Source organism: Veronia pacifica (assembly GCF_001707825.1).
Classification (GTDB): Bacteria; Pseudomonadota; Gammaproteobacteria; order Enterobacterales; family Vibrionaceae; genus Veronia; species Veronia pacifica.
The window spans coordinates 120,624-145,044 of the sequence record NZ_LYBM01000006.1; the positions used below are offsets into that span (position 1 = coordinate 120,624).

At 45.5% G+C, this 24,421-nt stretch carries 26 protein-coding genes; 9 read left to right on the forward strand and 17 right to left on the reverse strand.

The window, feature by feature from the left end; translation table 11 throughout:
• Nucleotides 1-305: 305 nt before the first annotated feature.
• Both A8L45_RS05520 and A8L45_RS05525 read right to left on the reverse strand, forming a co-directional pair.
• Nucleotides 306-785 carry a hypothetical protein gene (locus A8L45_RS05520; RefSeq protein ID WP_068900047.1) on the reverse strand — a complete coding sequence of 160 codons (480 nt, stop codon included), beginning with the start codon at nucleotides 783-785 and terminating at the stop codon, nucleotides 306-308.
• 485 nt (nucleotides 786-1,270) lie between these two features.
• Nucleotides 1,271-1,816 carry a hypothetical protein gene (locus A8L45_RS05525; protein ID WP_068900049.1) on the reverse strand — a complete coding sequence of 182 codons (546 nt, stop codon included), beginning with the start codon at nucleotides 1,814-1,816 and terminating at the stop codon, nucleotides 1,271-1,273.
• 195 nt (nucleotides 1,817-2,011) lie between these two features.
• On the opposite strand from A8L45_RS05525, the gene A8L45_RS05530 reads away from it, so the two are divergent.
• The 3 genes from A8L45_RS05530 to A8L45_RS05535 are packed head-to-tail and all read left to right on the forward strand — an operon-like array spanning nucleotide 2,012 to nucleotide 4,579.
• The gene (locus A8L45_RS05530) at nucleotides 2,012-3,085 is read left to right on the forward strand and encodes a glutamate-cysteine ligase family protein (protein ID WP_245680649.1); all 1,074 of its coding nucleotides are present in this window, start codon (nucleotides 2,012-2,014) and stop codon (nucleotides 3,083-3,085) included.
• Nucleotides 3,082-3,525, forward strand: coding sequence for a hypothetical protein (locus tag A8L45_RS25200; protein WP_245680650.1), 444 nt, complete (start codon nucleotides 3,082-3,084; stop codon nucleotides 3,523-3,525). Before A8L45_RS05530 ends, A8L45_RS25200 begins: the two co-directional genes overlap by 4 nt.
• A gap of 7 nt (nucleotides 3,526-3,532) precedes the next feature.
• Nucleotides 3,533-4,579 carry a M14 family metallopeptidase gene (locus tag A8L45_RS05535; protein WP_245680651.1) on the forward strand — a complete coding sequence of 349 codons (1,047 nt, stop codon included), beginning with the start codon at nucleotides 3,533-3,535 and terminating at the stop codon, nucleotides 4,577-4,579.
• A 78-nt stretch (nucleotides 4,580-4,657) separates the two neighbouring features.
• Here the strand turns inward: A8L45_RS05535 and A8L45_RS05540 are convergent, their stop codons facing one another.
• The gene (locus A8L45_RS05540; protein ID WP_068900051.1) at nucleotides 4,658-5,740 is read right to left on the reverse strand and encodes a site-2 protease family protein; all 1,083 of its coding nucleotides are present in this window, start codon (nucleotides 5,738-5,740) and stop codon (nucleotides 4,658-4,660) included.
• Between the two features lie 420 nt (nucleotides 5,741-6,160).
• On the opposite strand from A8L45_RS05540, the gene A8L45_RS05550 reads away from it, so the two are divergent.
• On the forward strand, nucleotides 6,161-7,171 hold the full coding sequence (locus A8L45_RS05550; RefSeq protein ID WP_175401920.1) for a hypothetical protein: 1,011 nt from the start codon (nucleotides 6,161-6,163) through the stop codon (nucleotides 7,169-7,171).
• A 64-nt stretch (nucleotides 7,172-7,235) separates the two neighbouring features.
• Nucleotides 7,236-8,180 carry a hypothetical protein gene (locus A8L45_RS05555; protein WP_068900056.1) on the forward strand — a complete coding sequence of 315 codons (945 nt, stop codon included), beginning with the start codon at nucleotides 7,236-7,238 and terminating at the stop codon, nucleotides 8,178-8,180.
• Between the two features lie 135 nt (nucleotides 8,181-8,315).
• Here A8L45_RS05555 and A8L45_RS05560 read toward each other — a convergent pair whose 3' ends face one another.
• The 4 genes from A8L45_RS05560 to A8L45_RS05575 all read right to left on the reverse strand — a co-directional run bounded on the left by A8L45_RS05560 (nucleotide 8,316) and on the right by A8L45_RS05575 (nucleotide 12,011).
• Nucleotides 8,316-9,482: a glutathionylspermidine synthase family protein gene (locus A8L45_RS05560; protein ID WP_068900058.1), complete on the reverse strand. Its 1,167-nt coding sequence runs from the start codon at nucleotides 9,480-9,482 to the stop codon at nucleotides 8,316-8,318.
• Nucleotides 9,483-9,822: 340 nt separating this feature from the next.
• The gene (locus A8L45_RS05565; RefSeq protein ID WP_068900060.1) at nucleotides 9,823-10,431 is read right to left on the reverse strand and encodes a DUF1190 domain-containing protein; all 609 of its coding nucleotides are present in this window, start codon (nucleotides 10,429-10,431) and stop codon (nucleotides 9,823-9,825) included.
• A gap of 9 nt (nucleotides 10,432-10,440) precedes the next feature.
• Complete coding sequence (locus A8L45_RS05570; RefSeq protein WP_068900063.1) at nucleotides 10,441-10,857, reverse strand: DUF350 domain-containing protein; 417 nt, start codon at nucleotides 10,855-10,857, stop codon at nucleotides 10,441-10,443.
• A 131-nt stretch (nucleotides 10,858-10,988) separates the two neighbouring features.
• The gene (locus tag A8L45_RS05575) at nucleotides 10,989-12,011 is read right to left on the reverse strand and encodes a potassium channel family protein (RefSeq protein ID WP_068900065.1); all 1,023 of its coding nucleotides are present in this window, start codon (nucleotides 12,009-12,011) and stop codon (nucleotides 10,989-10,991) included.
• A gap of 224 nt (nucleotides 12,012-12,235) precedes the next feature.
• Here A8L45_RS05575 and A8L45_RS05580 point away from each other — a divergent pair, with 224 nt between their 5' ends.
• The 3 genes from A8L45_RS05580 (at nucleotide 12,236) to rlmF (ending at nucleotide 14,788) form a co-directional block, all read left to right on the forward strand.
• Nucleotides 12,236-12,610 (forward strand): YkvA family protein, encoded by a 375-nt coding sequence (locus A8L45_RS05580; RefSeq protein ID WP_068900067.1) that lies wholly within the window; start codon nucleotides 12,236-12,238, stop codon nucleotides 12,608-12,610.
• Nucleotides 12,611-12,668: 58 nt separating this feature from the next.
• Nucleotides 12,669-13,433 carry a class I SAM-dependent methyltransferase gene (locus tag A8L45_RS05585; RefSeq protein WP_068900068.1) on the forward strand — a complete coding sequence of 255 codons (765 nt, stop codon included), beginning with the start codon at nucleotides 12,669-12,671 and terminating at the stop codon, nucleotides 13,431-13,433.
• A gap of 347 nt (nucleotides 13,434-13,780) precedes the next feature.
• Nucleotides 13,781-14,788, forward strand: coding sequence for a 23S rRNA (adenine(1618)-N(6))-methyltransferase RlmF (gene rlmF, locus A8L45_RS05590; protein WP_068900111.1), 1,008 nt, complete (start codon nucleotides 13,781-13,783; stop codon nucleotides 14,786-14,788).
• 163 nt (nucleotides 14,789-14,951) lie between these two features.
• On the opposite strand, the gene A8L45_RS05595 is transcribed toward rlmF, so the two are convergent.
• Nucleotides 14,952-15,311, reverse strand: a complete 360-nt coding sequence (locus A8L45_RS05595) for a ribonuclease E inhibitor RraB (protein WP_068900070.1) — start codon at nucleotides 15,309-15,311, stop codon at nucleotides 14,952-14,954.
• Nucleotides 15,312-15,768: 457 nt separating this feature from the next.
• Nucleotides 15,769-16,440, reverse strand: a complete 672-nt coding sequence (locus A8L45_RS05600) for a type 1 glutamine amidotransferase domain-containing protein (RefSeq protein WP_068900073.1) — start codon at nucleotides 16,438-16,440, stop codon at nucleotides 15,769-15,771.
• Between the two features lie 128 nt (nucleotides 16,441-16,568).
• Between A8L45_RS05600 and A8L45_RS05605 the strand changes: the two genes are divergently transcribed.
• Entirely contained in the window at nucleotides 16,569-17,462 is an 894-nt protein-coding gene (locus tag A8L45_RS05605) for a LysR family transcriptional regulator (RefSeq protein ID WP_068900075.1), read from the forward strand.
• Nucleotides 17,463-17,847: 385 nt separating this feature from the next.
• On the opposite strand, the gene A8L45_RS05610 is transcribed toward A8L45_RS05605, so the two are convergent.
• The 8 genes from A8L45_RS05610 to A8L45_RS05645 form a co-directional block, all read right to left on the reverse strand.
• A complete protein-coding gene (locus tag A8L45_RS05610) occupies nucleotides 17,848-18,171 on the reverse strand; it encodes a hypothetical protein (protein WP_068900078.1) in 324 nt (107 codons plus the stop codon).
• 143 nt (nucleotides 18,172-18,314) lie between these two features.
• A complete protein-coding gene (locus A8L45_RS05615) occupies nucleotides 18,315-18,677 on the reverse strand; it encodes a hypothetical protein (RefSeq protein WP_139122309.1) in 363 nt (120 codons plus the stop codon).
• 538 nt (nucleotides 18,678-19,215) lie between these two features.
• Complete coding sequence (locus A8L45_RS05620; protein ID WP_068900083.1) at nucleotides 19,216-20,136, reverse strand: 5-oxoprolinase subunit C family protein; 921 nt, start codon at nucleotides 20,134-20,136, stop codon at nucleotides 19,216-19,218.
• On the reverse strand, nucleotides 20,133-20,819 hold the full coding sequence (gene pxpB / locus A8L45_RS05625) for a 5-oxoprolinase subunit PxpB (protein ID WP_068900085.1): 687 nt from the start codon (nucleotides 20,817-20,819) through the stop codon (nucleotides 20,133-20,135). The genes A8L45_RS05620 and pxpB overlap by 4 nt, the downstream gene beginning before the upstream one ends.
• Nucleotides 20,806-21,546 carry a 5-oxoprolinase subunit PxpA gene (locus A8L45_RS05630; RefSeq protein WP_068900087.1) on the reverse strand — a complete coding sequence of 247 codons (741 nt, stop codon included), beginning with the start codon at nucleotides 21,544-21,546 and terminating at the stop codon, nucleotides 20,806-20,808. Before A8L45_RS05630 ends, pxpB begins: the two co-directional genes overlap by 14 nt.
• A gap of 57 nt (nucleotides 21,547-21,603) precedes the next feature.
• Nucleotides 21,604-22,914 carry a TRAP transporter large permease gene (locus A8L45_RS05635; protein ID WP_068900088.1) on the reverse strand — a complete coding sequence of 437 codons (1,311 nt, stop codon included), beginning with the start codon at nucleotides 22,912-22,914 and terminating at the stop codon, nucleotides 21,604-21,606.
• A complete protein-coding gene (locus A8L45_RS05640) occupies nucleotides 22,914-23,477 on the reverse strand; it encodes a TRAP transporter small permease (protein ID WP_068900113.1) in 564 nt (187 codons plus the stop codon). Before A8L45_RS05640 ends, A8L45_RS05635 begins: the two co-directional genes overlap by 1 nt.
• Nucleotides 23,478-23,570: 93 nt before the next feature.
• On the reverse strand, nucleotides 23,571-24,421 hold an 851-nt coding region (locus A8L45_RS05645), incomplete at its 5' end, for a TRAP transporter substrate-binding protein (RefSeq protein ID WP_068900090.1).

The following is a 24,421-nucleotide window of genomic DNA, read 5'->3' on the forward strand; positions in this document are numbered from 1 at the left end:
TAAATAAAAATTAGAGTGCTAGAAAAATATTTATGAGGGGGCTTGAAAACAGAATTGAGGATACTTCTGTTGTAGGTATCTTTCAACAGGGAATGTTATCAATTATCTTAAAAAAAGAACGGCACATGCCGTCCTTTACTCTTAGCCATAAGCTGGTAAGTGTACCAATTTTTTACTGATATCGGCAGGGTTCTTTAATCTATGCCTTTGATTACACAAAATGTCGGCTCCAAGGATTTGTAAAGAACCGCATTAGCGAGCACTCACGCTTCAATATGACTTCAGCTGTTATATGAAACGGATTCTTATAGTATTCCTCTGTATATATAACCGTCTGCGTTATTCATCGATTGCGCTTGCATTTTTTGCATCTGCTCCATGTGCATCATGTGCTCCATGTGTTTCATTTGTTCCATGTGATACAGTTTTTGCATGTGTTGTGCGTGGAGCTTATGCAAATGGTGTGAGTGACTCAGTTTACCTTCTATATGTTTCCCATGTCTATTCATACAATGATGGTGGTGATGGCAATGAGGGTGCTCTGGATGGGGCTTTTCCGGCTTGTGCACTTCTGGTTTTTCCGGCTTTTCTGGTTTGTGTTCCGGTTCTTTCTTTTTAAAAAGACCGCCAATGACTTTGCTGGCGAGTAATCCCGCTCCAACTGCCGCAATACCGCCTAATAATAGAGGGCCACCGAGGGCACCAAGCCCCATTATACCAGCGCCTCCTGCTGCTTTGGCGGCTACTGCTCCGCCTGCTGCGCATGCTGCTGCTACTCCTCCCATAAAAACCTCTCTAGTAACCTGTAATAAAAATAATTAACGGCCGTAGTCTGACATTTTTGTCATCCTTACGACTTTATTATGTGCATTATAATGATTAATGGTTCCTAAACAGCCTTAATAAAAATTGATTCAATCTATTTATATACAACTAAGTGTATAATTTTAATTTGTAAATTCCTCCTTCATTTTATAAGTTTAAGCTAATATATTTTTTTATATTAAAGGTTTGTCGGAATTAGATTTTTAGGCAGTGTGAAGTGCCAAGGCTTGTCTGTATCGGGATTTTTCTATTCAGATATGAACAATGGAAAGTAAATTGAAATGCTATTGGTTTATTGAATCTATAAAGGATGATAAGAATTAAACTGGGGAGAATAAAAAAGAACGACGATTGCCGTTCCTTTCAACGCGATGTACAAGCCTGTCGGTTTTTTATTTTCTGCGAGTGATAATAATATTTATCTAATAAATAAAAAATACGATCACTACCATTTACCGTGATGTGCAAAAACCGGAGGCACGTGAAAGTGATACTGACTCGCTGCCCTCATAAAGTCTAGTTGCACCTGATGCCGATACTGCATATACGTAATGTATTGCATATATTGGATTTCCAATTTTCTCTTGTGATAAAAATACGCGAGCTTACTCTTGCAGCTGTTTCCCTGTGTTTCCATGCCATGTTGATAGTGGGCATGGCTACAGCTATGTTGAACCTCATACGGACATTGAGGTGGTTTGGGTGGTTTTGTACACGGCTTTGGTGGTTTTGTGCATGGTTTCTGCGGTTTTTCGCACCCTGTCTGAGGTTTCTCAGGTTTCTCAGGTTTCTCAGGCTTAGGTTTTAAAAGTCCACCGATCACTTTCCCCGCAAGTAGTGCGGCACCTGTGAGTGCGACGCCACCAGCAACGATACCCAAAACGGGTAAAGCGATGGATGCTGCCGCTCCAACTGCACCCAGTAAGCCCGCTCCTCCAGCGGCTCCAACCGCTGCAGTGCCTCCAACGGCACATGCTGCTGCCATACCCATATGTTTATCCCCTTACTTTTAATGCAATAAATACAAAAAAAATAAATACTTTGTATTCAATAAAACCTGTAGGTGCTGTTTATTAGGAAGAAGTTCCTAAATTAGCTGCTTAAATTCGGGTAATGCTGGCAATTCAATCGAAGTCATTGTTTTTGTTCTATTGTTTTAAGAGTGTTTATATAAGGCTTAAATGCGATGGGACTGTATATTGAAAAGTCTGTTTTTAATGAGAGCGATCATGCCAAATTTGCCTGTGAATTAAGGCAGGATTTAGAAACACTTGAAATGCTACTCATGAGTCCTGGATGGGGTGAGGGTGCGTCAACACTGGGTGCAGAGCTTGAACTTTATCTGACAGATACTAACAACAGACCTGCGCCATTTAATGATCAAATACTGACACGGGCGAGTGATCCGCACTTAACCACTGAAATTAACAGGTTTAACCTAGAGTACAACTGCCCTTATGTCGCTCTGAAAGGCCAACCATTCACGCGTTTGCAGAGACTGCTGGATAAACGAATTATCTCCTTACAAGAGCTTGCTGACCGCGAAGGTATCCATGTCACGCCAGTCGGTATTCTTCCAACTTTGTTGGAACGAGATTTTGATCGCTCTCAAATGACTGATTCACCGCGGTATCAAGCCCTCATAAAAACGCTGAAACAATGCAGAGGAGAACCTTTTCACATTGAAATTGCTGGGGAGGATTCATTAAGTCTAGATATCGAAGAGGCAACGATAGAGGGGGCAAACACGTCGTTTCAGGTTCATGTTCGTATCAACCCGGCGGAATTCGCATCTTGGTACAATGCTCTGCAGATCTCGTCTGCATTTTCACTGGCCATTGGTGCCAATTCTCCGACTTTCCTTGGAAAGAAACTTTGGCATGAGACCCGAATCCCTCTATTCAGTCAATCTGTCGATTGTCGCAACCCTGTTGTAGAGGCACATATGCCATCCCGAGCATCATTTGGTCAGGGCTATCTTCGCCAAAGTGCTATTGAACTCTTCCGCAGAGGGATCAATTTACTACCTGTGTTATTGCCGGACTGGTCTGACAGAGCTATCGAGTCTACAAGCAGATCCACTGAAATAAGCGAAGAGAATACAGTTGAACAACCACAGGAAAGCCCAGAACTGCGTGCCTTAAGGTTACATCAAAGCACTGTCTGGTATTGGAATCGGCCAGTATATGACAAAGCTGATGGGGGCCACATAAGAATTGAATTGAGAAGTTTACCCGCGGGCCGACAACGCTGGATATGATGGCGAATGCTGCACTGAGTCTTGGTCTTGCCCAGCACTGTCGAAAGAATATTGATTACTTGATGGATATGTTGCCCTTCGAGTTTGCTCGCCATAACTTTTTCGAGGCAGCAAAGAACGGTATAGATGCCATGCTTGTGTGGGGTTCACAGGCAGGGGCTGTGCGCGAATATCCGGTGACAGAGTTGTTGATGCCCATGTTGGAGGGAGCGACCGAGGGGCTGATGGAATTGGGTGTAAATAGCAAAGAGGCCAATAAGTGGATGTCTGTGATAGAGCGGCGTCTCGCCAGTCGACAGACAGGGGCGGTGTGGCAACTCGCCTCACTGATGCATTACGAACAACGCCAAAGCAGGTATCAGGCATTAAGCAGTATGTTCAGTGATTATCGTGCCAATAGTTTAACCGGTGAAGCCGTATCAGGATGGACGATACATTGAGTGGAATATGAAGATTTATAACTGGGAGGGAGAGGCTTTGAAAATGCACGACGTGTTTCTACCTGACGAGCAACAACGTTCGGCAGGAATGATGGCTTGGTTACGCAGTCTGCCGGGGCCGGTGTGGATGACGATGAAAGGAAAAGATGACTCCCGCCACAGAATCGTTGTGACCCTCCTTCACGGCAATGAGCCCTCGGGTTTACGTGCCATCTGGGAATTATTCTCCTGTCCACCCGCCTGTGCAGTCACTACCCACTTTTGTATTGCGAATGTTGATGCGGCATTAGAACAGCCAGAATTCAGCTTTCGCCACCTTGATGACAAACCTGACCTGAACCGCTGTTTCGGTCGCCCCGGAAATTGTCTCAGTTATCATCTTGCACGTGACATTGAAGAGAGAATCCAAGCCCTGACGCCGGAAGCTGTGGTGGATCTCCATAACACATCTGGCAGCAGTCCCTCTTTTGCAGTTTCCTTGTCCGACGATAGTGAACACAAGGCGATTGCCAGCCTGTTCACTGAGCGTTTCCTTCATACTTCTGTGCACCTTGGCGCGTTAATGGAGCTGAGTTCTCCAGAATTACCAATAGTGACGATTGAATGCGGGGGAGTGAATGACAATACCTCTGATATTACCGCTCTCGACGGACTGCAGCGTTTTCTCACTAAAGTGAATATTCGACGTGCCAGACCCAAGGTTAACCTTGATGTCCTTCATAACCCGGTTAGGGTGAAACTGGTACCCGGCAGTACTATCTGTTATCACAGCCGTCAGGTGGGTGGTGTCGACCTCATTATGGCTAAAGATGTTGATAAACATAACTTCGGTTTATTGAAGGCGGGCACACAGATCGGCTGGCTGGGTGAGGCTAAGCTCAACTGTCTTTCGGTCACGAATGGTGGTCAGCAATGCTCGGTATCTGATTATTTCAAGTGCCAGAAGGGCAAACTGGTACTCAAGAAAGACTCTCAATTATTCATGATCACCACTAACCCTAAAATTGCGATTGAAGACTGCTTGTTTTATCTGGTTCCTGATAAATCAGAATGACATTATTGCGGGCAGTAAATGAAAAACGGCAGTGTTCAACCTGCCGTTTTTTGTTAATCGGTGTATTACCATCAAGTCTTAGCTTTGCAGAATCAAAAGAGGCACAGACAGTACGGTATCTCCTGAGCTGGCAAAGTAAGCAATGATAGCGACCAGGGCAACAACGGTAACCAGATACCACACACTGCTTACAATCTGGCCGTAGCGATCAAGTGGCAGAACATCAGATTCATGACGCATTTTCCACTCAGCAAAGATTTCCAGACTCCCGATGAGTAGCATCAGTGCAAGGAAAGCAAAGCCAAAGTAAAAACTGATATATACGCCAAGCCCCGCGCCCAATAAGCAACCAATCAGGCCCACCTTATTGTTCAGCGAGAAGGTGATGCTTTTTAAAATATGACCGCCGTCCAATGGCACAATGGGTAGCATGTTGAATAGGTTCAGCAAGGCATTAAAGGTGGCAATACCTGCAAAGAAAATATTTCCTGTCACCCACCATGCGATCATTGCAGCGACTGACATAAACAAACCAAATGTTGGGCCCATAATCGATATGACCACATTTTGCCATCGGGTGTTAATTTTATCCTCACTGACCGCCAGACCACCCAGAAAAGGAATAAGGTAAATACCCTTGGTTTTCATACCGAAGTATTTCATGGCTCTGATATGACCGTATTCATGCACCACCAAACAGGCGATAAGTGCGAGGGCAAATTCAATTGAAAAGAACCATGAGTAAGCAGCGAGGCTCGCGCCAGCAAACAGCACTTTTATTACCTTGGCACTTTTGAGCAGCTTGAAACCAAATGAGAAAAGTCCAATGACACTGATTTTCTTTCTGGCTGGCTTTTGATGAACGACAGGCTGTCTCTCAATATCTTTTTCGTTTCTGGCTCCTTCCTCAACGATGTTTTGATTAACTCTGAGCTCATATTTAAAAGAGAAAGGTTGCCATGTCAGCGTTGAGTTAAGTTCAATATTCACCAATTCATCTGGTGTTTGAAGCTGAAAATTATGGGATTTTTCACCCTCATTATCCACGCTGGCGGCAAGTTGAGAGACCAACTGGTTATCCCAATACAGTGCCTGCCATCCGGCCATAGATGCCTCTAGCCTCAGGCTTTTACCCAAACAATCAGTATTTAAAAGCTGCACAATACACTGTTCCTTGTTAACAGTATCAAACGAACGATTCAGGTCATTGAGTTATCAGGCTCAATAGCCTGCGATCCCAACCGGATTTATATCACTTACGGTCGAGAGAAAATAGGAGGATCATTAGAAGATAACGTCGGTAAGCGCCGTAATGCCTCATAAAAAACAAGATGAAACGCAAAAGGGTCAATACGACAACTCCCCTCTTTTTCTATTGGCTATAGCGAACAAAAGGGCAGTATTTAGAATGCCTGACAGATATCGCTTCAATTTTTCCACTTTCTTCTCAGACAGACGAGTTATTTATCCTAAAGACTCTTTATTGATTAAGGTCTCATTTTAGTGACATTTGATGATTAACCCGAACTTTATAGTAGCGATACAACAAAAGAGTTTGCAGTACATCAGAAATTAATCGACATGGAGCAGTGGATAATGACGTTGATTATGCCAAATTTTGGGGATGGCGGTTTTGCCAGTGACTTGCGTCAGGCGGTGTTAAAAAATAAACACCTTGACGACGTAACAAAAGATAGATTTAAAAAAACGCTTTCAGATTCTATGCAAAGCAATATAAATCTGCTTTTCATTGGGCATGAAGACGTTGGCCTGCAGACGACTATCTCCGCTATTTTCAAAGAAATTGATAAACCACAGCTCAGAGAAGAACAACACTCGCGCCATTCTGGCACTATTTCGCGTTTCGGTCTGACTGGCATGTCACTCTGGTGTTGCGAGATCAGCGGTAATGATTTTAATGACCATCAAAAACGCTTTCAGGTTCGCTCATTACTTGAGGAAACCGATCAAAATGGCGCACCCCTGATTGATCTTGTTATCCCTGTTTTTAATGCATCGAGACTACAGCCTGAAAATGGCATCCAGCTACTCAACGATTGGATTCTGCCCTCTCTTGGACGTAACCCAGAGCACAGGCTCCTGATGCTAGCCAACCATACTGACAGATTAAACGAGTCTCTCAGCCAATTGGGCAGTTTACACAACATGGTGCAAGATGGTGAGTTGAATATGGACGTGCTTTCAGCATCATTACGATATCAGCTCATTGAGCGATTCGGTATTGATACCAGACCACTGTTCTGTGCCACTGAGCCGGAAGTGGGCGGCCCTTTTAATCTAATAAAAATTCTGACTGCAATGGTAAGCAAGCTGAGTGCAGAAAAACGCCCTCAGCTGTTAAATCAACTTCTGGCAAGGGGGCTGTCAGCTTTTGCATTTAACGATGGTAAGCACGTTTACCAACATCAAATAGAAAACGCGATATTCGATAGCTTTTTCCCAGGGCAGAAAAACGGTGGCAGAGTGGGTGACCGACTTGGGAGCAATTTAGATATTAATGGGCAAGTTGCAGGGCGGCTTATCCAGTCAGGCGTAAACCGGATACTGGGACTGTCACATGGTGCACTTTGACCACGGTTTTTACTGGCTAAGACCAAGAACAACATTTGCAGGGAACGAAGAGAGGGAACTTATAATGACTGCACAGACGACAATGCTGGAGAAAATAAAAGCCAAAATAAATGCTTCAGACGGCATAGACCAAGGTAAAAAAAGTCAGTTCGGCAAACGAATCGATAAAGTAACGGCCAATAAACTTAATATTCTGTGTCTGAGTCAGTCAGCTGGAACCAAAAAGGCCACTCTCAGTGCTCTTTTCCCGGGTATGCCAATTGAGGCTGAAAACCGCAATATAGTGCCCTGTACCATGAATCATCTGACCGTCTGGGATTGCCCTACATGGCAATCTGACGAGCAAATATCAACGTCGTTGCTGGCCGAGTTGGGTGCGCTGATGGACGAACGGGATGAGAATGATGAGCCTTTGATTGATCTTGTCCTGCTACTGGCGGACGGCAGCAAGAACCAGTCTTATGCTGGCTTCCAGATGCTGTGTGACCATCTTATCTCGCTGAGAGATAAAGACGCTGCCGATCAGATGGTGATTGGTATTAATTATGCGGATCACCAACAATCAATAAATGATAACCCTCTGATGGCCGCTGTCGGTTCGAGAGATGCAAGCCTGTGGCCGCAACCCGTTCATACTATTATTCAGAAATCGGTCGCGCTTCGTCATGGAATTCAATCTGAAGCCGTTGAGTTTGAAGCGGGGGAAAGCTTCACGACACCGACTAACCTGTTGGACTTGCTCAGGGCAATGTTCGTTGCGTTGCCGACAGAAAAGGGGCTGGTCATGCTCAATCAGTCGGTCGCATTTCCTGCTAACTACTGGAGTTATAATACCCGTTTGTCTGATCATCTCGTCGCGATTGAAAATGCATTCTTCGACTATATCTGGGACAAATCGTTTGATGGTTGTCGACTGGATGGCAAGTTAGGTGCCTTTGTTGGCGATAATGGCGAAGAGCTGGGAGAGATCCTGCAAACGGCGGTTTGTCAGTATCTGGCTGTCCGCTGATATCTTTTTTACATTAGTCACAGCGAAAAAAATGTAATGAAGGGCTTCACCAGATAAACACTTTGTGGAGCCTTTTTTATATTTGAAGGATGTATCGGTTTTGTCGGATATTAATAGCTCCTTCAAATCGGGAGCCTATCCCAGAATAATATGTGGTATATAACGAGACAAATCCTGTGTGACGATAGAACTGTCTTCACGAACTGACATGCCAGCAGCTTGACCGTCAACGAGCCAACTCCCAATCAGTGTGTAGTTCTCACCAAATTTTGGCAGCGGGTGATAGCCCTGAATGATATATCCCTCCTGACCATATGGCCCGTCAGAATCCAGTGTTTTAATGCCGTCACGATAAATAGAAATATTTGCTCCCTCGCGGGAAAATATGGGTTTTTTGACAAAATCGGTCAGCTGACCTGCGGCAGGATCGTCACTGAAATAGGCAGGCAACAGGTTAGGGTGATGAGGGAACATCTGCCAGAGCAAGGGGAGTAAGGCTTTGTTGGAGATAATACTCTTCCACATCGGCTCTAACCAGTTGGTTGTGGTAAGAGGCAAGTGTTTTCCATACTCCTCATCAAACATGAATTCCCACGGATATAGTTTAAACATCCAGCGGATCTCTCGATTTTCTGCGTCAGTGAATTCCCCGAGATCGCTGATCCCAATGTCTTCGATGTGAACAAAAGCAGTGCTTAAACCTGCTTCACGGGCGCAGTCTTCCATGTACTGCACTGTCCCCCGATCCTCGACGGTATCGTGGCAGCATGAAAAATGCAGCGTCTGTCCCGGATAGCGACGGGCCAGTTCAGCAAAACGAGTGATCATCAAATCTTGCAGCAAATTAAACTGGTCAGCGTCACGCCTTATTTCGCCAGCATCAACCTTTTGCTCCAGCCATACCCACTGCCAAAAGCCAGTCTCATAAAGGCTGGTGGGGGTATCTGCATTATTTTCATACAGTTTTGCAGGCGTACGTCCGTCATAGGCAAGATCAATACGCGAATAAAGAGAGGGTTCTTTTCGCTGCCACGAACTGTAAATACATTGCCAGAATGCCTCAGGGATGCAAAATCGCCTCAGCAGCGCTTCGTCATGCACGACTTTATCAACCGCTTCAAGACACATTTGATGGATGTCTTCAGTGGGCGATTCAATATCTTCTTCAATCTGTTTGAGGCTGAATTGATAATAGGCATGTTCGTCCCAATAAGGCTCACCATACATAGTATGGAAGCCAAAGCCATATTCCTTGGCGAGTGCCTGCCAGTTTGCTCTGGGACGGGTATTTACACGCAGCATAAAAATCCTTTTAAAGTAGTAATATATGATATATATCAGAAACTTAAGAGTCACACCGACCAGTAAATCTGCTGGCAATGATGAGGCTCTATTATCAAAGGTGAAAAAGAGCTGTTGTGGCTAAATGTTTGTTGAGTCAGGGCAGAGAGCGTCGTTTTAACGTTACCCCTAACTGTGTGACGTTTGCTGTTCACGTTTACTGTGCACTTCTCTCGCATAACGGTAAGAGACGTATCCTCGGGTCGGTAAAACAGAAAAGAGCATGTGTCACTATGTAAGCCCAAATTCACTGAAGATGCAGGATTCAGGTTATTTGGGTACATAGTGACGCCAATAGACGTTAACCGCCCCAGCTACGAGATTTGGATGTTTTACCAAAGCTGGACTTTGAGGCCGCCATGGAGCCAAATCCCCCACGGGACAGGGTTTTGGTTTTTATAGAGGGCTTCGCGGACAGAAAAGACTTTGATACCCGCAGCTTCGTTTTTCGTTTCTTCTTCCCGAAGCTGTAACCATCATCCGAAATCCACTCATCATAATAATCGCTGCCCGGGTAGGATGAACTGAACATCGGACGAGCAAAATAAGGACGATTACTTCCTGCCAGGCGGCCAAACATATAGCCTGCCATGGCTGGCATAAACCACCCGGTTCGATCATCCCGATAACAGGTATCCAAACCAAACTCGTAGGCGCAGTCTTCGTAACTGTTGAATTTAGGTGCAACGGCAGGCGCTTGAGCCAGTGCTTCTTGATAGGCACTGCCACACTCGGCACTGAAGCTCGGGTTATTATCGATACAGTCATTAATGGCAGCAAAAATTTCCGCCTCTTCACTGTCGTCACTGCAGCCTGTCAGTGCGGTAAACGCAACAACGGTTACCGCAGGGTAAACGGGTGCCCATGACTTTCGCATTCTCGGTCTGACGACATTGACGCTTCTTTTCATGTAAGCCTCCTAATATGTCATACAGGCCGCATTGAGCAGGCCTACTGCAACAGACATCGCTCCCATCAGCATACCTGCTGGGATCTCATTATTCTGAATTCGCTCGACCAGCTTTGGCATAAAGCCAAAACGCACAATGAAGAAAGCAATAATTTGCGCCACAAGTGCCACAACACCCCAAACAGCAAAGTCGATTAGGTTGACCGAGTTACTCGCCGCACCGGCAATGGCAATACTGTAACCAATGAATGCCCCAGACAGCGTGAGCGCAGCTGCGGTGTTCTGTTCTTCTTTTACCAGTCGCCATTCATCATAGGGGGTGATGCGGGTGAAAAGGGCTTTGAATACAAGTAAAAAGGCAATGGCCAGACCAAAATACATCAGAAAGTCGGTCAGGTTTGTCAAAGATGAAACCAGTTGAGACATGTCAATTTCCTTTTGATTCAGTAAACAATATATAACTCCATGCTTGCTCTATATCTCCAGATTATTGGCATTGATATTTAAGCAATAAAGCGAGCCCTTTTCAGATTGTCAGCCGTGGAAAGTGCTCCTCGTCATGACCAAACAAAGTCATGGATCCGTTCGTCTGCTATATAGAATAGTTGTGAGCCCGGTGTAACGGTAGCATTCAGCGAAGGATTGAGCTTTAGGCCTTCACCACAATCAATACCTATAAGTGTGGCATCGTATTTCTGTTTAAATGTCAGAAACAGTTCGCCAATTGTCGTCTTCTCGCTGGTGTCCGGAAATTTCACTGAGTATTGTGTCATCCCCTTCCGGGTGCTCAGAAGCTCATGATGTAGCGCCGAAGAGCCAGGATCAAGTGCAGCTTTAGCTAACATCTCAATATCAACAGAGGGAATACACTCTACGTTCGGGCAATGTTGTTTGAGCAATTCACTCAAGGCTTGGTCATGAAAATACGCCAACATGTGCGCGTCTGGGTTTTGGCCGGCGCAATAGAGAGCCGCTGCTAATGTCGTATCATCTTCTTCATTATCTATGATGATACAGGCTGCATCTGAAATACCTGTCTTTGTCATGCCAGCTGCGTCGGTGAAGCTTGCCACTCTGACAAAGTCGATCCGTCCGGGCATTGGGTTTTCAATTTCGGGCCTGACGCAAAGCACAATGCGGCGTTGTTGTTCTTCCGTCAGCAACATGGCAAGTAAGTCCATAGTGCGTTGACCATTCCAGCCGAGAATTAAAATATGATCTGACACGTCGAGGCTCCTTTTTCCCATAATGCCTTTTTTCCAAGATTCGATTGCTGTAGAGGCCAGTCTTCCCACTGTGGCGGCAAAAATGCCAAGCCCAGCGGGAATAACGTATAACGCCACTATCCATTTACCTGCGGTTGAGGTAGGCGACATATCGCCATAGCCTACTGTTGACGCTGTGACCAACAAGTAATAAACATAATTGGTAAGATCAGAAGTCAGATCTTTTTCGCCCGCCAGTGTCAGCAGTAGCCAACTGGTGATCACATGGAAAATCAGCAGAAAGAAGAGGTTTTTCCCGTTGAGCTCGTTAAAGGTTGCGCTAACCCAACGGCGGAAACTGACCCAAATTTGCATGCGTACTCCCGAACAAAAACAACGAGCGAAATATCAATGTTTCGCTCAAATGTTTACAAAGTGCGTAAAAGTGACCTAGTACAGTCACAATTTTGTCTATATGTTACCTGATGTTACAACAGACCATGCCAGACTTAGGGGATGAGTACTGTCGATGTGAATCGGTTCTCATTTTATCAACGCTATTCGAGCCGCAAATAAACCATAGCAAAAATGGGGGAGTGATGGACAAGCCGCAGGAAGAACGTGAAAACGAGCAACAAAGCAGCACTTTTCTCAAACAATATTCAGACACTGGATTTTGGGAAAAGGCGCGCTCAGTTGCTCAGCGAGCCGGGCTGGATGTTCTCGAACAGGCCTTAAAATTGTATTTTGCTGCGCTGGACGAAGACACGCCAAAATGGGCAAAACTGACCATATTTTCTGCGCTGGGATATTTCATTGCTCCATTGGATGCTATCCCAGATCTCACGCCCGTGGCTGGGTACTCTGATGATTTGGGCGTGTTGGCTGCGGCCGTGGCTGCGGTTGTCACTCACATCAAAGAAGAACACGGTGCAAAAGCACGTGAAAAGCTCAGCCAATGGTTTCCAGAGTAACGGAGTGATAAATCGTACCCTTTGGTGTGAATGAGGTGGTTTATCACTGGGAGCAAAAGTGAAAAATTCCAAAGAGCGTTTTACTGAAAAAGTCGCAGACTATGTGCGTTTTCGCCCTGATTATCCTGAGGATGTCATCGATATTTTGGCTCACTATGCAGACAAGAAAAGTCAGGTGGCAGACGTTGGCAGTGGAACGGGTATCTTTTCTAAACAATTGTTGGAAAGCGGTTACTGTGTTTACGGTGTTGAGCCAAATGATAATATGCGTCAGGCGGCGGAGGATGCGCTGTCCGATGATGTGTCATTTACCAGCCTCAACGGCAGTGCAGAAAGCACAGGGCTAGACGCTGCCAGTGTGAATATGATCACCGCCGCTCAGTCTTTTCACTGGTTTAATAACATTGCAACCAAAGAAGAATTTCGTCGCATCCTCACGCACGATGGTGTTGTCGCTATTATCTGGAACAAGCGCGATCTGCGCTCTCTGTTTCACCGTGAGTACGATCAGCTATTAAAACGTTATGCCGTTGATTATTTAAAGGTCACGCATTTATCAATCACAGATCAAGAAGTCGAAGCGTTTTTCGACCACTTCGAAAAAAAACATGTGTGTCCTCACCGCCAAATGATGAACTTTGAGCAACTGGTTGGCAGGTTACGCTCATCCTCTTATTGTCCGCCACAAGGCTCGGGAGAGTATCAAATACTGGTTGACCAACTAGAGAAATTATTTAATTCTCACCGCGAAGGTGATCATTTGTATTTTGAGTATCAAACCTGTGTTTATGTGGGACGAATGGCGGTTGAATCACCATTGTAATTGCTCAGAAGGACTCAGCTGAGTAGATTCATTTTTGATGTGTATATTCACTGCCGTTTTTCGACGACTGAGGGTACAATGCCTCCCCCAGTTTTACCCATGTCCAGGTGAGCACAATGCGGCCGAATAGCGTCAAAAAGCCCAATACAAATAAACCAAGAAGCCAAAAGCAAAAGAGCGGCAGTAAAAAGCCCCATGGACTGCAGTCAGCCGATAAGTCTGTTAATAGCGACAAGTCTGTAACTCATGGCGGTCGTAAGCCTGAAACAGCGAGTAAAAAGGGGAAGAGCAGCAATACCCACGCAAAAGGTACAAAAAAGAAGCCGAACAAGGTGGCAACTGAAAGGATGAATAGCCGATCGGTGCCGTCAAAAAAAGGGTTACACCCAAGAAACCCCCATCGTGATCAGTATGACTTCAATGCGTTAACGGCATGCTGCCCGGATTTAACCCCGTTTATCGAGCTGAATCCATTCGGCAATCCATCGGTCAATTTCTCCGACCCCAAAGCGGTAAAAATGCTCAACAAGGCATTGTTACAGCACTTTTATCATGTTGAACATTGGGATATTCCTGATGGCTACCTTTGTCCTCCCATACCGGGAAGGGCGGATTATCTTCACTACATCGCTGATTTACTGTCTCAAAACGCTGGTGGTCATATCCCCAAAGGCAAGCAGGTACGTGGCCTCGATATTGGTACTGGAGCAAACTGTGTCTACCCCATAATCGGACATAGTGTTTACGGTTGGCAATTTGTTGCTGCAGATATTGACCCTATCTCAGTCAAAGCGGCTAAATTCATCGTATCTGCCAACAAAGCTCTTGACGGTCATATCGACTGCCGACTGCAGGCCAATCCAGACAACATCCTCAATGGCATGATAGGTTCGAATGACAGGTTCGATTTCACGATGTGCAATCCTCCCTTTCATGCATCACTGGCAGAAGCGACAGCGGGTTCAGCGCGCAAGGTCAGGAATCTTCAGGCAAATGCTCGTAAGAAAGGGACGCTTAAAAGCGCACAATATCAAAAAGCCAAAGGCCAGCCTGTGCTTAACTTCGGTGGACAGAAAGCAGAGCTCTGGTGTCCTGGCGGTGAAGCGGCATTTCTCAAACGTATGGTGATACAAAGCCAGGCATTTGCGATGCAATGTCTGTGGTTCACTAGTCTGGTATCCAAAAAAGAAAACCTGCCTCTTTTACGTAAACAGCTTCAGGCTATAGGTGCCGTTGAAGTGAAAGTCATTGAGATGGAGCAGGGACAAAAGATCACCCGCTTATTGGCATGGACGTTTAAGAGTAAGCAACAACAGAAAGAGTGGTATGCCGACAATAGTAATATGAGTGAGTAAATACCTATATTTTTTCTCTATTATCTAGTCCATATCAGCGGTACTTTCGAAGCAAAATGTACATTTAATAGTAGGGGGTGAGTTCATCACCCTTTTTATTTGAGGTCCACAATACTCAGACATAGATCAGGACAGTTTTTCTATTCCATGTATATCTAGAAAATTATCCGCCACACGGGCTGCATACACTCCATGAATTACAATACCCGTCCATATCAGAAAACAAATCACTGAGTCTTTTTTGCTCTCTAACGATTAGCTCGTATGTCACTTTATCTTTTATAAAAAAAGAGACGTAACCAGAATTATCGTCTTCCTCAAGATATTCTGGCTCAAGTTCGGTAAATTTGGCTTCAGGCAATTTGTCTAAAACCAGCTTTTGTTGTTCCTCTGTCAGAGGCCATGAGGGAAAGTCAATTGAGAACTCAATTTCATGGGATTGACCGAAGTCAAAATCTCGCTGTTCAAGAATACGAAAGGCATCACCATCTGCATCTTCGGGCCAAATATTCTTACTATTCATCTATATGTCCTTATAAAAATGTGGGCAATGCTGCGTTACTGAGATAACACTTCTGCCACAAAATAACAGGCAAAATGCGACCCGCAACGTATTTTATAAAACCGTCGCAAAATTGTGATCTAATTTGTGAATATGATGAAATCGTAGCCATTGATTTGCAGCCGCTATACTCAGGGTCTTAATATAATTTGATTATATGAGCGAAATATTCGCCGACTTCTGGCTATCGCAGTATTTGAATTATTAACAGAATATCCTGACTGCATAATAAATAATTTAAGGTCTCAATATTTTATTTGAATATTTCGTCTTTATGTAAATTTAAAAACGTGCCACTGTGGTCGTGGCACGTTGGTACTCAATGTAGCGTTTATCGCTTTAAATGCTCATACATGTTTAATTATTGGATGAATTGGTCGCTTCGCTATACATTCTATTTTTCTGCGCGCTATTTCTTTTACTTCAGCAAATCAACTATGGCTTTACCTACGCCATGTGCACTTGCCGGGTTTTGTCCTGTTACCAAGCGGTCGTCAACAATGACATGCTCACCCCAGGGTTGAATCTTACTGAATTTCGCTGCTTTTCGTGTCAGCGCCTCTTCCAATAAAAAAGGAATGTCATTGATTGTGCCGAAATCCACTTCTTCTTCCCGAGTAAAACCTGTCAAGTTTTTATCGGCAATTAACGGTTGACCATTACTTAGGGTGATAGGGAGTAAACCTGCTGGGCCATGACACACTGAACCGATAACGCCGCCTCTCTCATAAAGCGATGCCGCCAGAGTTGCTGTCGTTGCGTGCTCTGCTAAATCAGACAGTAGCCCGAACCCTCCGGGATAAAAAATGGCGTCATAATCGTCGATATTCAATTGGTTTACTGGGATGGTATTTCTCACGCGAGACTGGAATTCTGAATTGTTAAAAACTCGTGCGTTGACATCATCACCTTCTATATCTTCGCCATAAAAAGGCGCTGCGCCGCCGCTGATGGAAGCTACATCGTAGTTAAAACCCGCTTGAAGAAATGCATCGAGTGCGTGGGTTAACTCCGGAGCGAAGGTGCCATTCTTCTGATCAGTTGTGCCAAGTGTTGCGTGATTGGTGACGATGATAAGAATATTTTTCATAGTGTAATCCTTTCAATATGGGGTGGCTTTGGGGAAAGACCGCCAGACAGTCAGGATTCTATGCTTTAGCTATACAGATGATAATCCGTTAAAATGAAAAACCTTCTTTGCTATATGGCAATAATACTATGTTCCTTAACTCTATCAGTTTTGATGGCATCATTGAGTTTGTAACAGTGGCAGACGCCAAGAACTTCAGCGAAGCCGCGAGGCGTCTGAATTGCTCGGTAAGCCATGTTTCCCGTCAAGTGTCTCGGCTGGAACAGCGTTTAGGCACTTCACTTTTCGCGCGATCTACACGTTCGATTAAGCTGACAGAGACAGGTCAGCAATATTACCTGCAATGCCAAGAGCTAATGAATGGGCTTGATCAAGCCAATGAAATGGTGAAAGGTGCGCAGTTTGATTTACAGGGTACGCTCCGTATCAGCATGGCAGGCTCGTTTGCTGAACAATTTGTTGCCCCTGCACTGATAGAGTTTGCTAAGAAACACCCGAAATTAACAATTGAAGTGGATTTCAGCAGTCGACATGTCAATTTTGTTGAGGATGGAATCGACTTTGCCATTCGCTATGGGCGGCTGCAAGATTCAGGTTTGGTCGCGAGAAAACTTGCCGATCGCAGTTTAATGGCGGTTGCGTCACCAGCTTACCTTTTGGAACACGGTGAGATCACCGATCTGAAAGCGTTAGCTCACCATTCGTGTTTAATCACCAACAACGATACATGGCTGTTTGAACACGAAGGCAAAGAGTTACCTGTGAAGGTATCAGGGCGTTTCCGCTGCAACAACACGATTGGGTTGGTAGAGGCATGCAAACGCGGACTGGGTATTGCTTATATGCCAAAAAGCAGTTTAAAGCAGGCGGTTGATGACGGTGATTTGGTCCCCGTTCTCACCCCTTACTGGACAGAGAAAATCACCTCTTGGGTGGTCTATCAGAATCGTAAGTTCCTGCCGCTCAGAGCGCGTCTTGCTATTGAACATTTGTTGGACCATTTTGATGGATGGAAAGAGTAGCTGATTCGACGTTTAGTTTATCCAATATACCTAGGTACATTTGTCGAGCACCGCGAAGATTACGCTGATTGTTTTTGTGATTGCTTTTACGGTTACCTATTTGACAGAGCTACCCTCGCAGAGCCCGCCCCTGATGCGATGCGTCACTATAGTAAGAAATATTCGCTGAGGCGATCTTTGAGGTGAGCATGGGCTTCAATGATGGCAATTAATATAGTGTCGATAGCGCATTTCTAGTTGTCTGAGAGGAAGTGAGTAAACCGTCTGACAGAAGACACTATTCTACCGGCATATTACGTTTGGTAAGCCCCTGCTTATTCATGCAATAAAACACGTTTTTAATCATGCAAGATGACTTGTTAAGATCGGTTACATCTATTTTTACTCACACCTCAACCACTTTCCCTTTATCCAGCACCAAGAAATATCGCTGATCCTTGTAGACACCGAGAAGTCTTTGGTCGCTGACAGCCTCCCATGGCCCTTTTTCATCATCATTGGTTGAGAACCCAATAATGTTGACCATTTTTACCCGCTGTTCATAGCGAAGTTGCCTGCGTTCGATAAACCCGCCAAACATGTAATAAACCAAACTGCCGTCTTTTAGCAGGGCAGGGATGTAGTCAACCCTTGAGGTGCGGTCGAGGTGATGAGACGGGCACCAGACTGTGACAGTTCGAAAGGTACTTTTGAATCGGATAGCTGGCATAACTCAATTATACTGTATAAATAAACAGTATAAATGTAGCAAGAGGAATCGGTGAGAGCAAGGGGACAAAATGCCCCTGTAGGATAATTAATCATCTACTCAACAGATATCGGCTCGATACGCTTAGATGACGGGGGAGCTTTTTATGCGTTCGGTGCTTTTTCTTCGGTAATAACATGATGTGAGATAAGGCCGCCACCCAGGCCACCGCTCATCATAATCATCATTTGAAAAAAGGATTCTATCATTTCATAACTATCAAAAGCTGGTGAAGGGGGGACAATTGCTTCTATCAAGGTTTTGCCAGCCACAGCAATAATTGCTCCTGAAAATACAACCATTACCCCCCTATCAAGCATCGTTTTTTGCGTTTTTACAAACAACCATATAACCGCGCAATATGTAAGAGCCCAAACGAATACAGGAGGAGCAGCTACTAGGGTTATCACAACTGACGGGACGATAAGTAACCAACCAGTAATACCTACATTAATTATCTTTTTCATGAACGCCTCATAAGTGCTAATGTTTATTTTCATATGCTGATTGATCATATTAGCTGTTAACGCTTCATTGAAAATGGGCTGTAAGAAGATATCCAAATAAAAGACATGTCAATCAAGGATGAGCCATAACCGCCTCTTAATAGCGCGATCCGGCTTTTTTCGATGCCCTGTTTTACTGCTGAAATTTTTAATTATTCTGGAATCTCTCGCCGCTCATAAATACCTCTTTGTCAGTTATCATGTCTAACTCAAGTGTGTCTATCAAGTCAGTGGCTATTCAACTCTTTATTTGAATTCAAATGGCCATCGCCATATAAATATATTTAACTTCAATTGTTTGAATTAGACTTTGTATATATTGAGGCTCTGTTAGTTAATAGATAACAGAATCTTTAATGCCCCAATTATCAGGGTTTTTAGAAGGATTTAATAATAGATAATACTACCGCGCTAAAAGCTTATATCGATAAAGCAGCCATAAGGAATGACTGTCTGCTAAACCTTCTTCACTGCGATTTATATGGGTTCTTTCTTCTTTTCAGCCCAGAATTACTCGATTGAAGAGCCTTCTCTCTATCTCTGCATCCGCTACATCACTTGGCGAGAAAGTGACAATTTGTCCCGGTTGCCGCTGAGAAAGCTGACTGGTTCCTAAGCTGCTAAGACAGCCAATCTTTGGGTAGCCGCCGATAGTTTGTCGATCTTTCATCAGCACAATGGGTTGGCCATCACTGGGTATTTGGATGGCACCAAACGCTATGCCCTCAGAGATGATGCCATCAAGCTGACTGGTCACCGGTGGGCCGGAGAGGCGATAGCCCATTCGGTCGATATGCTGGCTGACCTCATAGTTGCTGGTATAAAAGGTCATCTGCTCGTCACGGCTAAATGAGGCATGTTGATAGGAGGGTATTACCCCAAGCTCCAGCGGTACATCGTAATTCGGTATGGCCCATTTGGGCACGCGCTGTTCGGGCCGTGTTGTGTTCGATTCGAAGGGGAGGATATCACCTGTTGCTATTGCATGACCAAGGCCCGATAAACCGCCCAGCTGCTCTCGCTTCACCGTTGAACAACTGCCAAGTTTGGGCTGACACTGAAAGCCTCCCGATACGGCAAGGTAAGCTCTTAAGCCACTTTTCGGTGTCACAAATGCGAGTACGTCGCCCGACGCAATGGCATAAGTCCGCCATGGAGTGATCACCTTGTCGTTTAGCGTGGCACAGAGATCCGCACCAGTAATCGCAATCGTTGAGCTGGCATTAGCCTGAAGTTGAAGCTGACCGAACGTAATTTCCAGTTGTACTGCAGACGGGTCGTTTCCTAACAAACGGTTAGCCCAATAGTAAGCATGTTCATCCATCGGACCACCCGTCGTAATGCCCAAATGCTGATAGCCGACACGACCACTGTCCTGAAGCAAGGTCAGTATGCCGGGAGCAAGTACCTCAAAGCTCATAGCTTTCCTCCTCGCTTAAGAAACTCATCCCGGTTGATGGGGCAAAACCTAACCCGGTTGCCAACGTTAACTTTCGCCAGTGATTCGCTGTTCCAATCGACCATATCCAGCGGAGTTCGACCAATAATTTGCCAGCCTCCCGGTGTGCTGCTGGGGTAAATCGCTGTTTGGTTGTCCGCTAATCCTACACTGCCTGTTGGTACTTTCAGTCGGGGCGTTGATTTACGGGGGACGACAATCGCATCATCAAGACTCCCCAAGTAGGCAAATCCCGGACTAAATCCAATAGCATATACCCGGTACTCTCGTTCAGAGTGGATATTGATGACAGTCTCGCTATTCAGTCCGGTTTGTTGGCACACATCTGCCAGATCAAGTGCGACTTCCTCACCATAATAAACCGGGATTTCAACCACCTGATGATGAGTATTTTCGCTCGTTTGGTCAGTGTTTGTATTCAGGGCAAGTCGTATGCGCTTAATGATGTCAAACCTATCGGTGCGATGTAAATTGAAGCTTATCAGTATCGAATTGTAAGAAGGAACCATGTCAGTGACGAGGTCACCGAGATGCTCCCTCACTTGGAAAATAGCGCGATTGACATCTGCTGCTATTTTGTCATCGATTCTGTCGCCAAAATACACAATCAATGTTTGTTCATTGACTGCCTCAATTCGCATCATTTTTCCTCCATGTAGTCAGAGCGTTGGCGACCGTGGCCGCATGCGGTCCGTCACCGTGAATACAAAGTGTGTCCGCTTTCATCTCTAACGTGTGACCTTTAAGAGTGGTTACCGACCCTTGTTCAATGATTTGTTGTACCTGACTGATAATTGCCTCTGCACTCTGATGAACCGCTCCTTCTATTCTGCGATCGACAAGGAAACCATATTCATCGTAAGCACGGTCAGAAAAGGCCTCGAACATCAGTGCAATGCCTATGCGATCGGCCATCTCTATGATCGGCTGGCGGTCTGGTATTGCCATCACTATCAGCGAACAATCTGGTGCCGTATCTTTAACTGCTTGCATCACCGTTTTTAAAACCGCCACGTCTTTCATCATGGTGTTGTAGAGCGCACCGTGCGGCTTTACATACTGCACAAGCGTATTTTGTTGATGACAAATGCCTTGCAGCGCACCTATTTGATAACCGAGCCAAGCATACAGCTCCTCTTCAGAGCAATCGAATTGGCGACGGCCAAAACCCATTAAATCCGGATAGCCGGGGTGCGCGCCTATGGTGGTCTTATGCTTTAGAGCCAAAGCGACAGTCTTTTGCATCGTGACCGGGTCAGAAGCGTGAAAGCCGCAGGCAATACTCGCCATATCAATGCAAGGCATGACGTCGGCATCTCTTCCCATGGTCCATGCGCCAAAGCTCTCTCCCATGTCACAGTTCAATTTCATTTCAACTCACTCCTTGTAGTCTTCCTTCTGGACAGGCTGTTTTGTGCCCTGATGACTTTAGCGTTGGCTCATGGTCGTCGGCAGATAGGTTACAATTTCCGGGAAGACAGTAATTAACACTAACCCTAAAAGGATCAGCATAAAAAAGGGAAAGGCAGCCTGTGCGACATAGAGAATGTTTTTCCCTGTCAGTGCCTGAATAACGAACAGATTGAAGCCGACAGGTGGGGTGATTTGCGAAAGCTCAACCACCAGAACAATGAATATACCAAACCAGAGTAGATCAATACCTGCCTGCTGGACCATAGGCAAAACGACGGCAACGGTAAGTACTACAACGGATATCCCATCCAGAAAGCACCCTAGCACCACAAATAAAATGGTGAGGTAAAGTAAGAGTTCAAATGGTGACAGTGACATGGCTGCTATCCACTCTGCCAATGCACGGGGAATGCCGAGAAACCCCATTGCCAGCGTAAGGAAGTGCGCGCCAACAAGGATTAATCCAATCATACAGGCACTTTTCACCGCGCCAAGAAGACTGTCGATAAAACTCTGGCGACTTAACGAACCGGTAAGTGCAGCCAGTACCATTGCACCGAAAACTCCCAGGGCCGCCGCTTCTGTTGGGGTGGTGAAGCCACCATAGATCGAGCCCAGTACGAAGGAAATAAGGACAACAATAGGAAGTAATTTTTTGAGTGCGTTGAATCGTGTTTGCCAGTTCACGTCGTTGCTTTTGTGTTGTGGCACTCCTTGTTTGTTCATTAACGCCCATAGGGTGGTGTAACCGACAAAAAGAAGCATAAGCATAATACCGGGCAACGCACCCGCAATGAACAATCGGCCAATAGAGACTTCTGCTGCGACTCCGTAGACGATTAAGATAATTGAGGGGGGAATAAGCAGCCCGAGCGTGCCAGAACCTGCCAGCGTTCCTACTGCCATTTTTTCACTGTAGCCTTGCGCCTTGAGTTCCGGCAGGGTCATGCGGCCAATGGTTGCAGCCGTCGCGGCTGAGGAGCCTGATACGGCGGCGAAAATGCCACAGCTCAACACATTGACATGGAGCAATTTTCCGGGAAAACCGCTGAGCCAGGGGGATAGACCTTTGAACAAATCTTCCGAGAGGCGGGTACGGAACAAAAGTTCACCCATCCAGATAAACATCGGCAGTGCTGTGAGAGACCAACTGGTGCTTGCCCCCCAACTTGAGGAACCAAATAACAGGCCAATTTGTTCATTACCCGTCAGGTAAAGCCCCATCACACCCACGCCTATCAATGTAAGCGACACCCATAACCCAGCAGCCAGAAATAACAGCATCGAGACTGCAAGTATGAAAGAGATCACCGTGATGTCAGTCATTACACGCCCTCCTGATTGTTTGTCAGAGTTGATTTATGCGTGTCAGTGGCTTGAACTTTTTCCGGCGATGCGTCTTCACCTTCCCTCTGCTTGAAGTGAGGAGTGATGCCACGAATATTATCAAGCAGGCTGTCTAGCACAGCGAGAGTGAAAGCGCCCATACCGAGTGCTAATGGTACTTGTGGTATCCAGAGTGGGATCGGGATATAGCCGTGGGTCACCTCCTCAAAATCGTATGACTCCCAGACCATATAGGCACAGTAGTAACTGCAAAAGCACAGTAGTATAAGAGCGAGTGTAAGAACGATAGACTCCAGCGGTTGTTGTATTGCTCTCGGTAACCGTTGAATAGCCAGATTGACTCTGATGTGGCCGCCTTCGCGAAAGGTATAGGCGAGACCAAAAAAGGTAGAGGCTGCCAGTGCATACCCGGAAAAGTCTCCGGCCGAGGGAACAATAAAACCGAACATCCGGCCGATGATTTGTGCAAGTATTATCAGCATGATCAATACAATAAAAAAGCCAGATAAACCACCGGACAGCAGATAGAGAGCTCGTTTCATAATAATACTTCCAGACAGGCGTAGCTCATGATGTTTAAAGCCCTCCCCAATTCCATTTTTAGAGGAGGGAACGTCTTGAGTCATTATTAACTCTTAATTTTTATAGGCTTTCAATATCGGTTCAAGTGCCTGCGAATTCTCTTTTTTCCACTCTTCTGTCATGGTGACACCTATCGCTTTCAACTCGCTTAGTAACTGTTTTGAAGGCTTTGAGACAACAATACCATTGTCCGCCAAGGTCTTAGTATCTTTGGCTTCTTGATCCAACACCTCAGTCCAACCTCGCGCTTCTGCGGCGGCTGCCGCATCCAAGATGGTTTGCTGCAACGCTTTGTCCAAACGCTTGAATGCACGCTTGTTGACGACGACAAAGTTTTTCGGGATCCATGCCTTAATTTCAGTGAAGTGGCTCAAGTAGTCCCAAGCTTGACCATTGGCCCCCGTAGACGGCGAGGTGACCATAGCATCAATAATACCAGTGCTGAATGCTTGCGGTATGTCGGGTACTTGCACTGTGGTTGGTGTCGTATTCATTAGATCGGCAAGACGCGATGTAGAAGGGCTGTATGCGCGCATCTTGGTGCCTTTGATATCAGCTAAGGCGCTGACAGGCTTTTTGGTATAGAGGCTTTGCGCGGGCCACGGAACGGTGTAAAGCAGTATCATTCCTTCCTTGCTTAGTTGTTTTTCAATTTCAGGTTTTGCTGCCTGCCACAGTTTCTGAGCCTGAACATAGTCAGTGGCTAAGAAAGGGATATTGTCATGTTTAAAAATAGGGTGAGTGTTGCCCATGATGCCAATGAAGACTTCGCCCAGTTGCACTTGACCGGTGCGAACGGCACGGGGGATCTCTGGGTGTTTCATCAACGACGCGCCAGAGTGTACCTTTATATCCAGTTTGCCCCCCGATGCCTGTTTGATTTGCTCAGCAAAGTCATAGGCAA

Coding starts and splice junctions, on each gene's coding strand:
- rlmF (WP_068900111.1), top strand. CDS start 13,781: ATGAATAGCCGATCGGTGCCGTCAAAAAAAGGGTTACACCCAAGAAAC.
- A8L45_RS05610 (WP_068900078.1), bottom strand. CDS start 18,171: ATGCCAGCTATCCGATTCAAAAGTACCTTTCGAACTGTCACAGTCTGG.
- A8L45_RS05630 (WP_068900087.1), bottom strand. CDS start 21,546: ATGAAATTGAACTGTGACATGGGAGAGAGCTTTGGCGCATGGACCATG.
- A8L45_RS05635 (WP_068900088.1), bottom strand. CDS start 22,914: ATGACTGACATCACGGTGATCTCTTTCATACTTGCAGTCTCGATGCTG.
- A8L45_RS25200 (WP_245680650.1), top strand. CDS start 3,082: ATGATGGCGAATGCTGCACTGAGTCTTGGTCTTGCCCAGCACTGTCGA.
- A8L45_RS05565 (WP_068900060.1), bottom strand. CDS start 10,431: ATGAAAAGAAGCGTCAATGTCGTCAGACCGAGAATGCGAAAGTCATGG.
- A8L45_RS05550 (WP_175401920.1), top strand. CDS start 6,161: ATGGAGCAGTGGATAATGACGTTGATTATGCCAAATTTTGGGGATGGC.
- A8L45_RS05600 (WP_068900073.1), bottom strand. CDS start 16,440: ATGAAAAATATTCTTATCATCGTCACCAATCACGCAACACTTGGCACA.
- A8L45_RS05595 (WP_068900070.1), bottom strand. CDS start 15,311: ATGAATAGTAAGAATATTTGGCCCGAAGATGCAGATGGTGATGCCTTT.
- A8L45_RS05530 (WP_245680649.1), top strand. CDS start 2,012: ATGGGACTGTATATTGAAAAGTCTGTTTTTAATGAGAGCGATCATGCC.
- A8L45_RS05560 (WP_068900058.1), bottom strand. CDS start 9,482: ATGCTGCGTGTAAATACCCGTCCCAGAGCAAACTGGCAGGCACTCGCC.
- pxpB (WP_068900085.1), bottom strand. CDS start 20,819: ATGATGCGAATTGAGGCAGTCAATGAACAAACATTGATTGTGTATTTT.
- A8L45_RS05570 (WP_068900063.1), bottom strand. CDS start 10,857: ATGTCTCAACTGGTTTCATCTTTGACAAACCTGACCGACTTTCTGATG.
- A8L45_RS05615 (WP_139122309.1), bottom strand. CDS start 18,677: ATGAAAAAGATAATTAATGTAGGTATTACTGGTTGGTTACTTATCGTC.
- A8L45_RS05605 (WP_068900075.1), top strand. CDS start 16,569: ATGTTCCTTAACTCTATCAGTTTTGATGGCATCATTGAGTTTGTAACA.
- A8L45_RS05520 (WP_068900047.1), bottom strand. CDS start 785: ATGGGAGGAGTAGCAGCAGCATGCGCAGCAGGCGGAGCAGTAGCCGCC.
- A8L45_RS05535 (WP_245680651.1), top strand. CDS start 3,533: ATGAAGATTTATAACTGGGAGGGAGAGGCTTTGAAAATGCACGACGTG.
- A8L45_RS05580 (WP_068900067.1), top strand. CDS start 12,236: ATGGACAAGCCGCAGGAAGAACGTGAAAACGAGCAACAAAGCAGCACT.
- A8L45_RS05575 (WP_068900065.1), bottom strand. CDS start 12,011: ATGCAAATTTGGGTCAGTTTCCGCCGTTGGGTTAGCGCAACCTTTAAC.
- A8L45_RS05555 (WP_068900056.1), top strand. CDS start 7,236: ATGACTGCACAGACGACAATGCTGGAGAAAATAAAAGCCAAAATAAAT.
- A8L45_RS05525 (WP_068900049.1), bottom strand. CDS start 1,816: ATGGGTATGGCAGCAGCATGTGCCGTTGGAGGCACTGCAGCGGTTGGA.
- A8L45_RS05640 (WP_068900113.1), bottom strand. CDS start 23,477: ATGAAACGAGCTCTCTATCTGCTGTCCGGTGGTTTATCTGGCTTTTTT.
- A8L45_RS05620 (WP_068900083.1), bottom strand. CDS start 20,136: ATGAGCTTTGAGGTACTTGCTCCCGGCATACTGACCTTGCTTCAGGAC.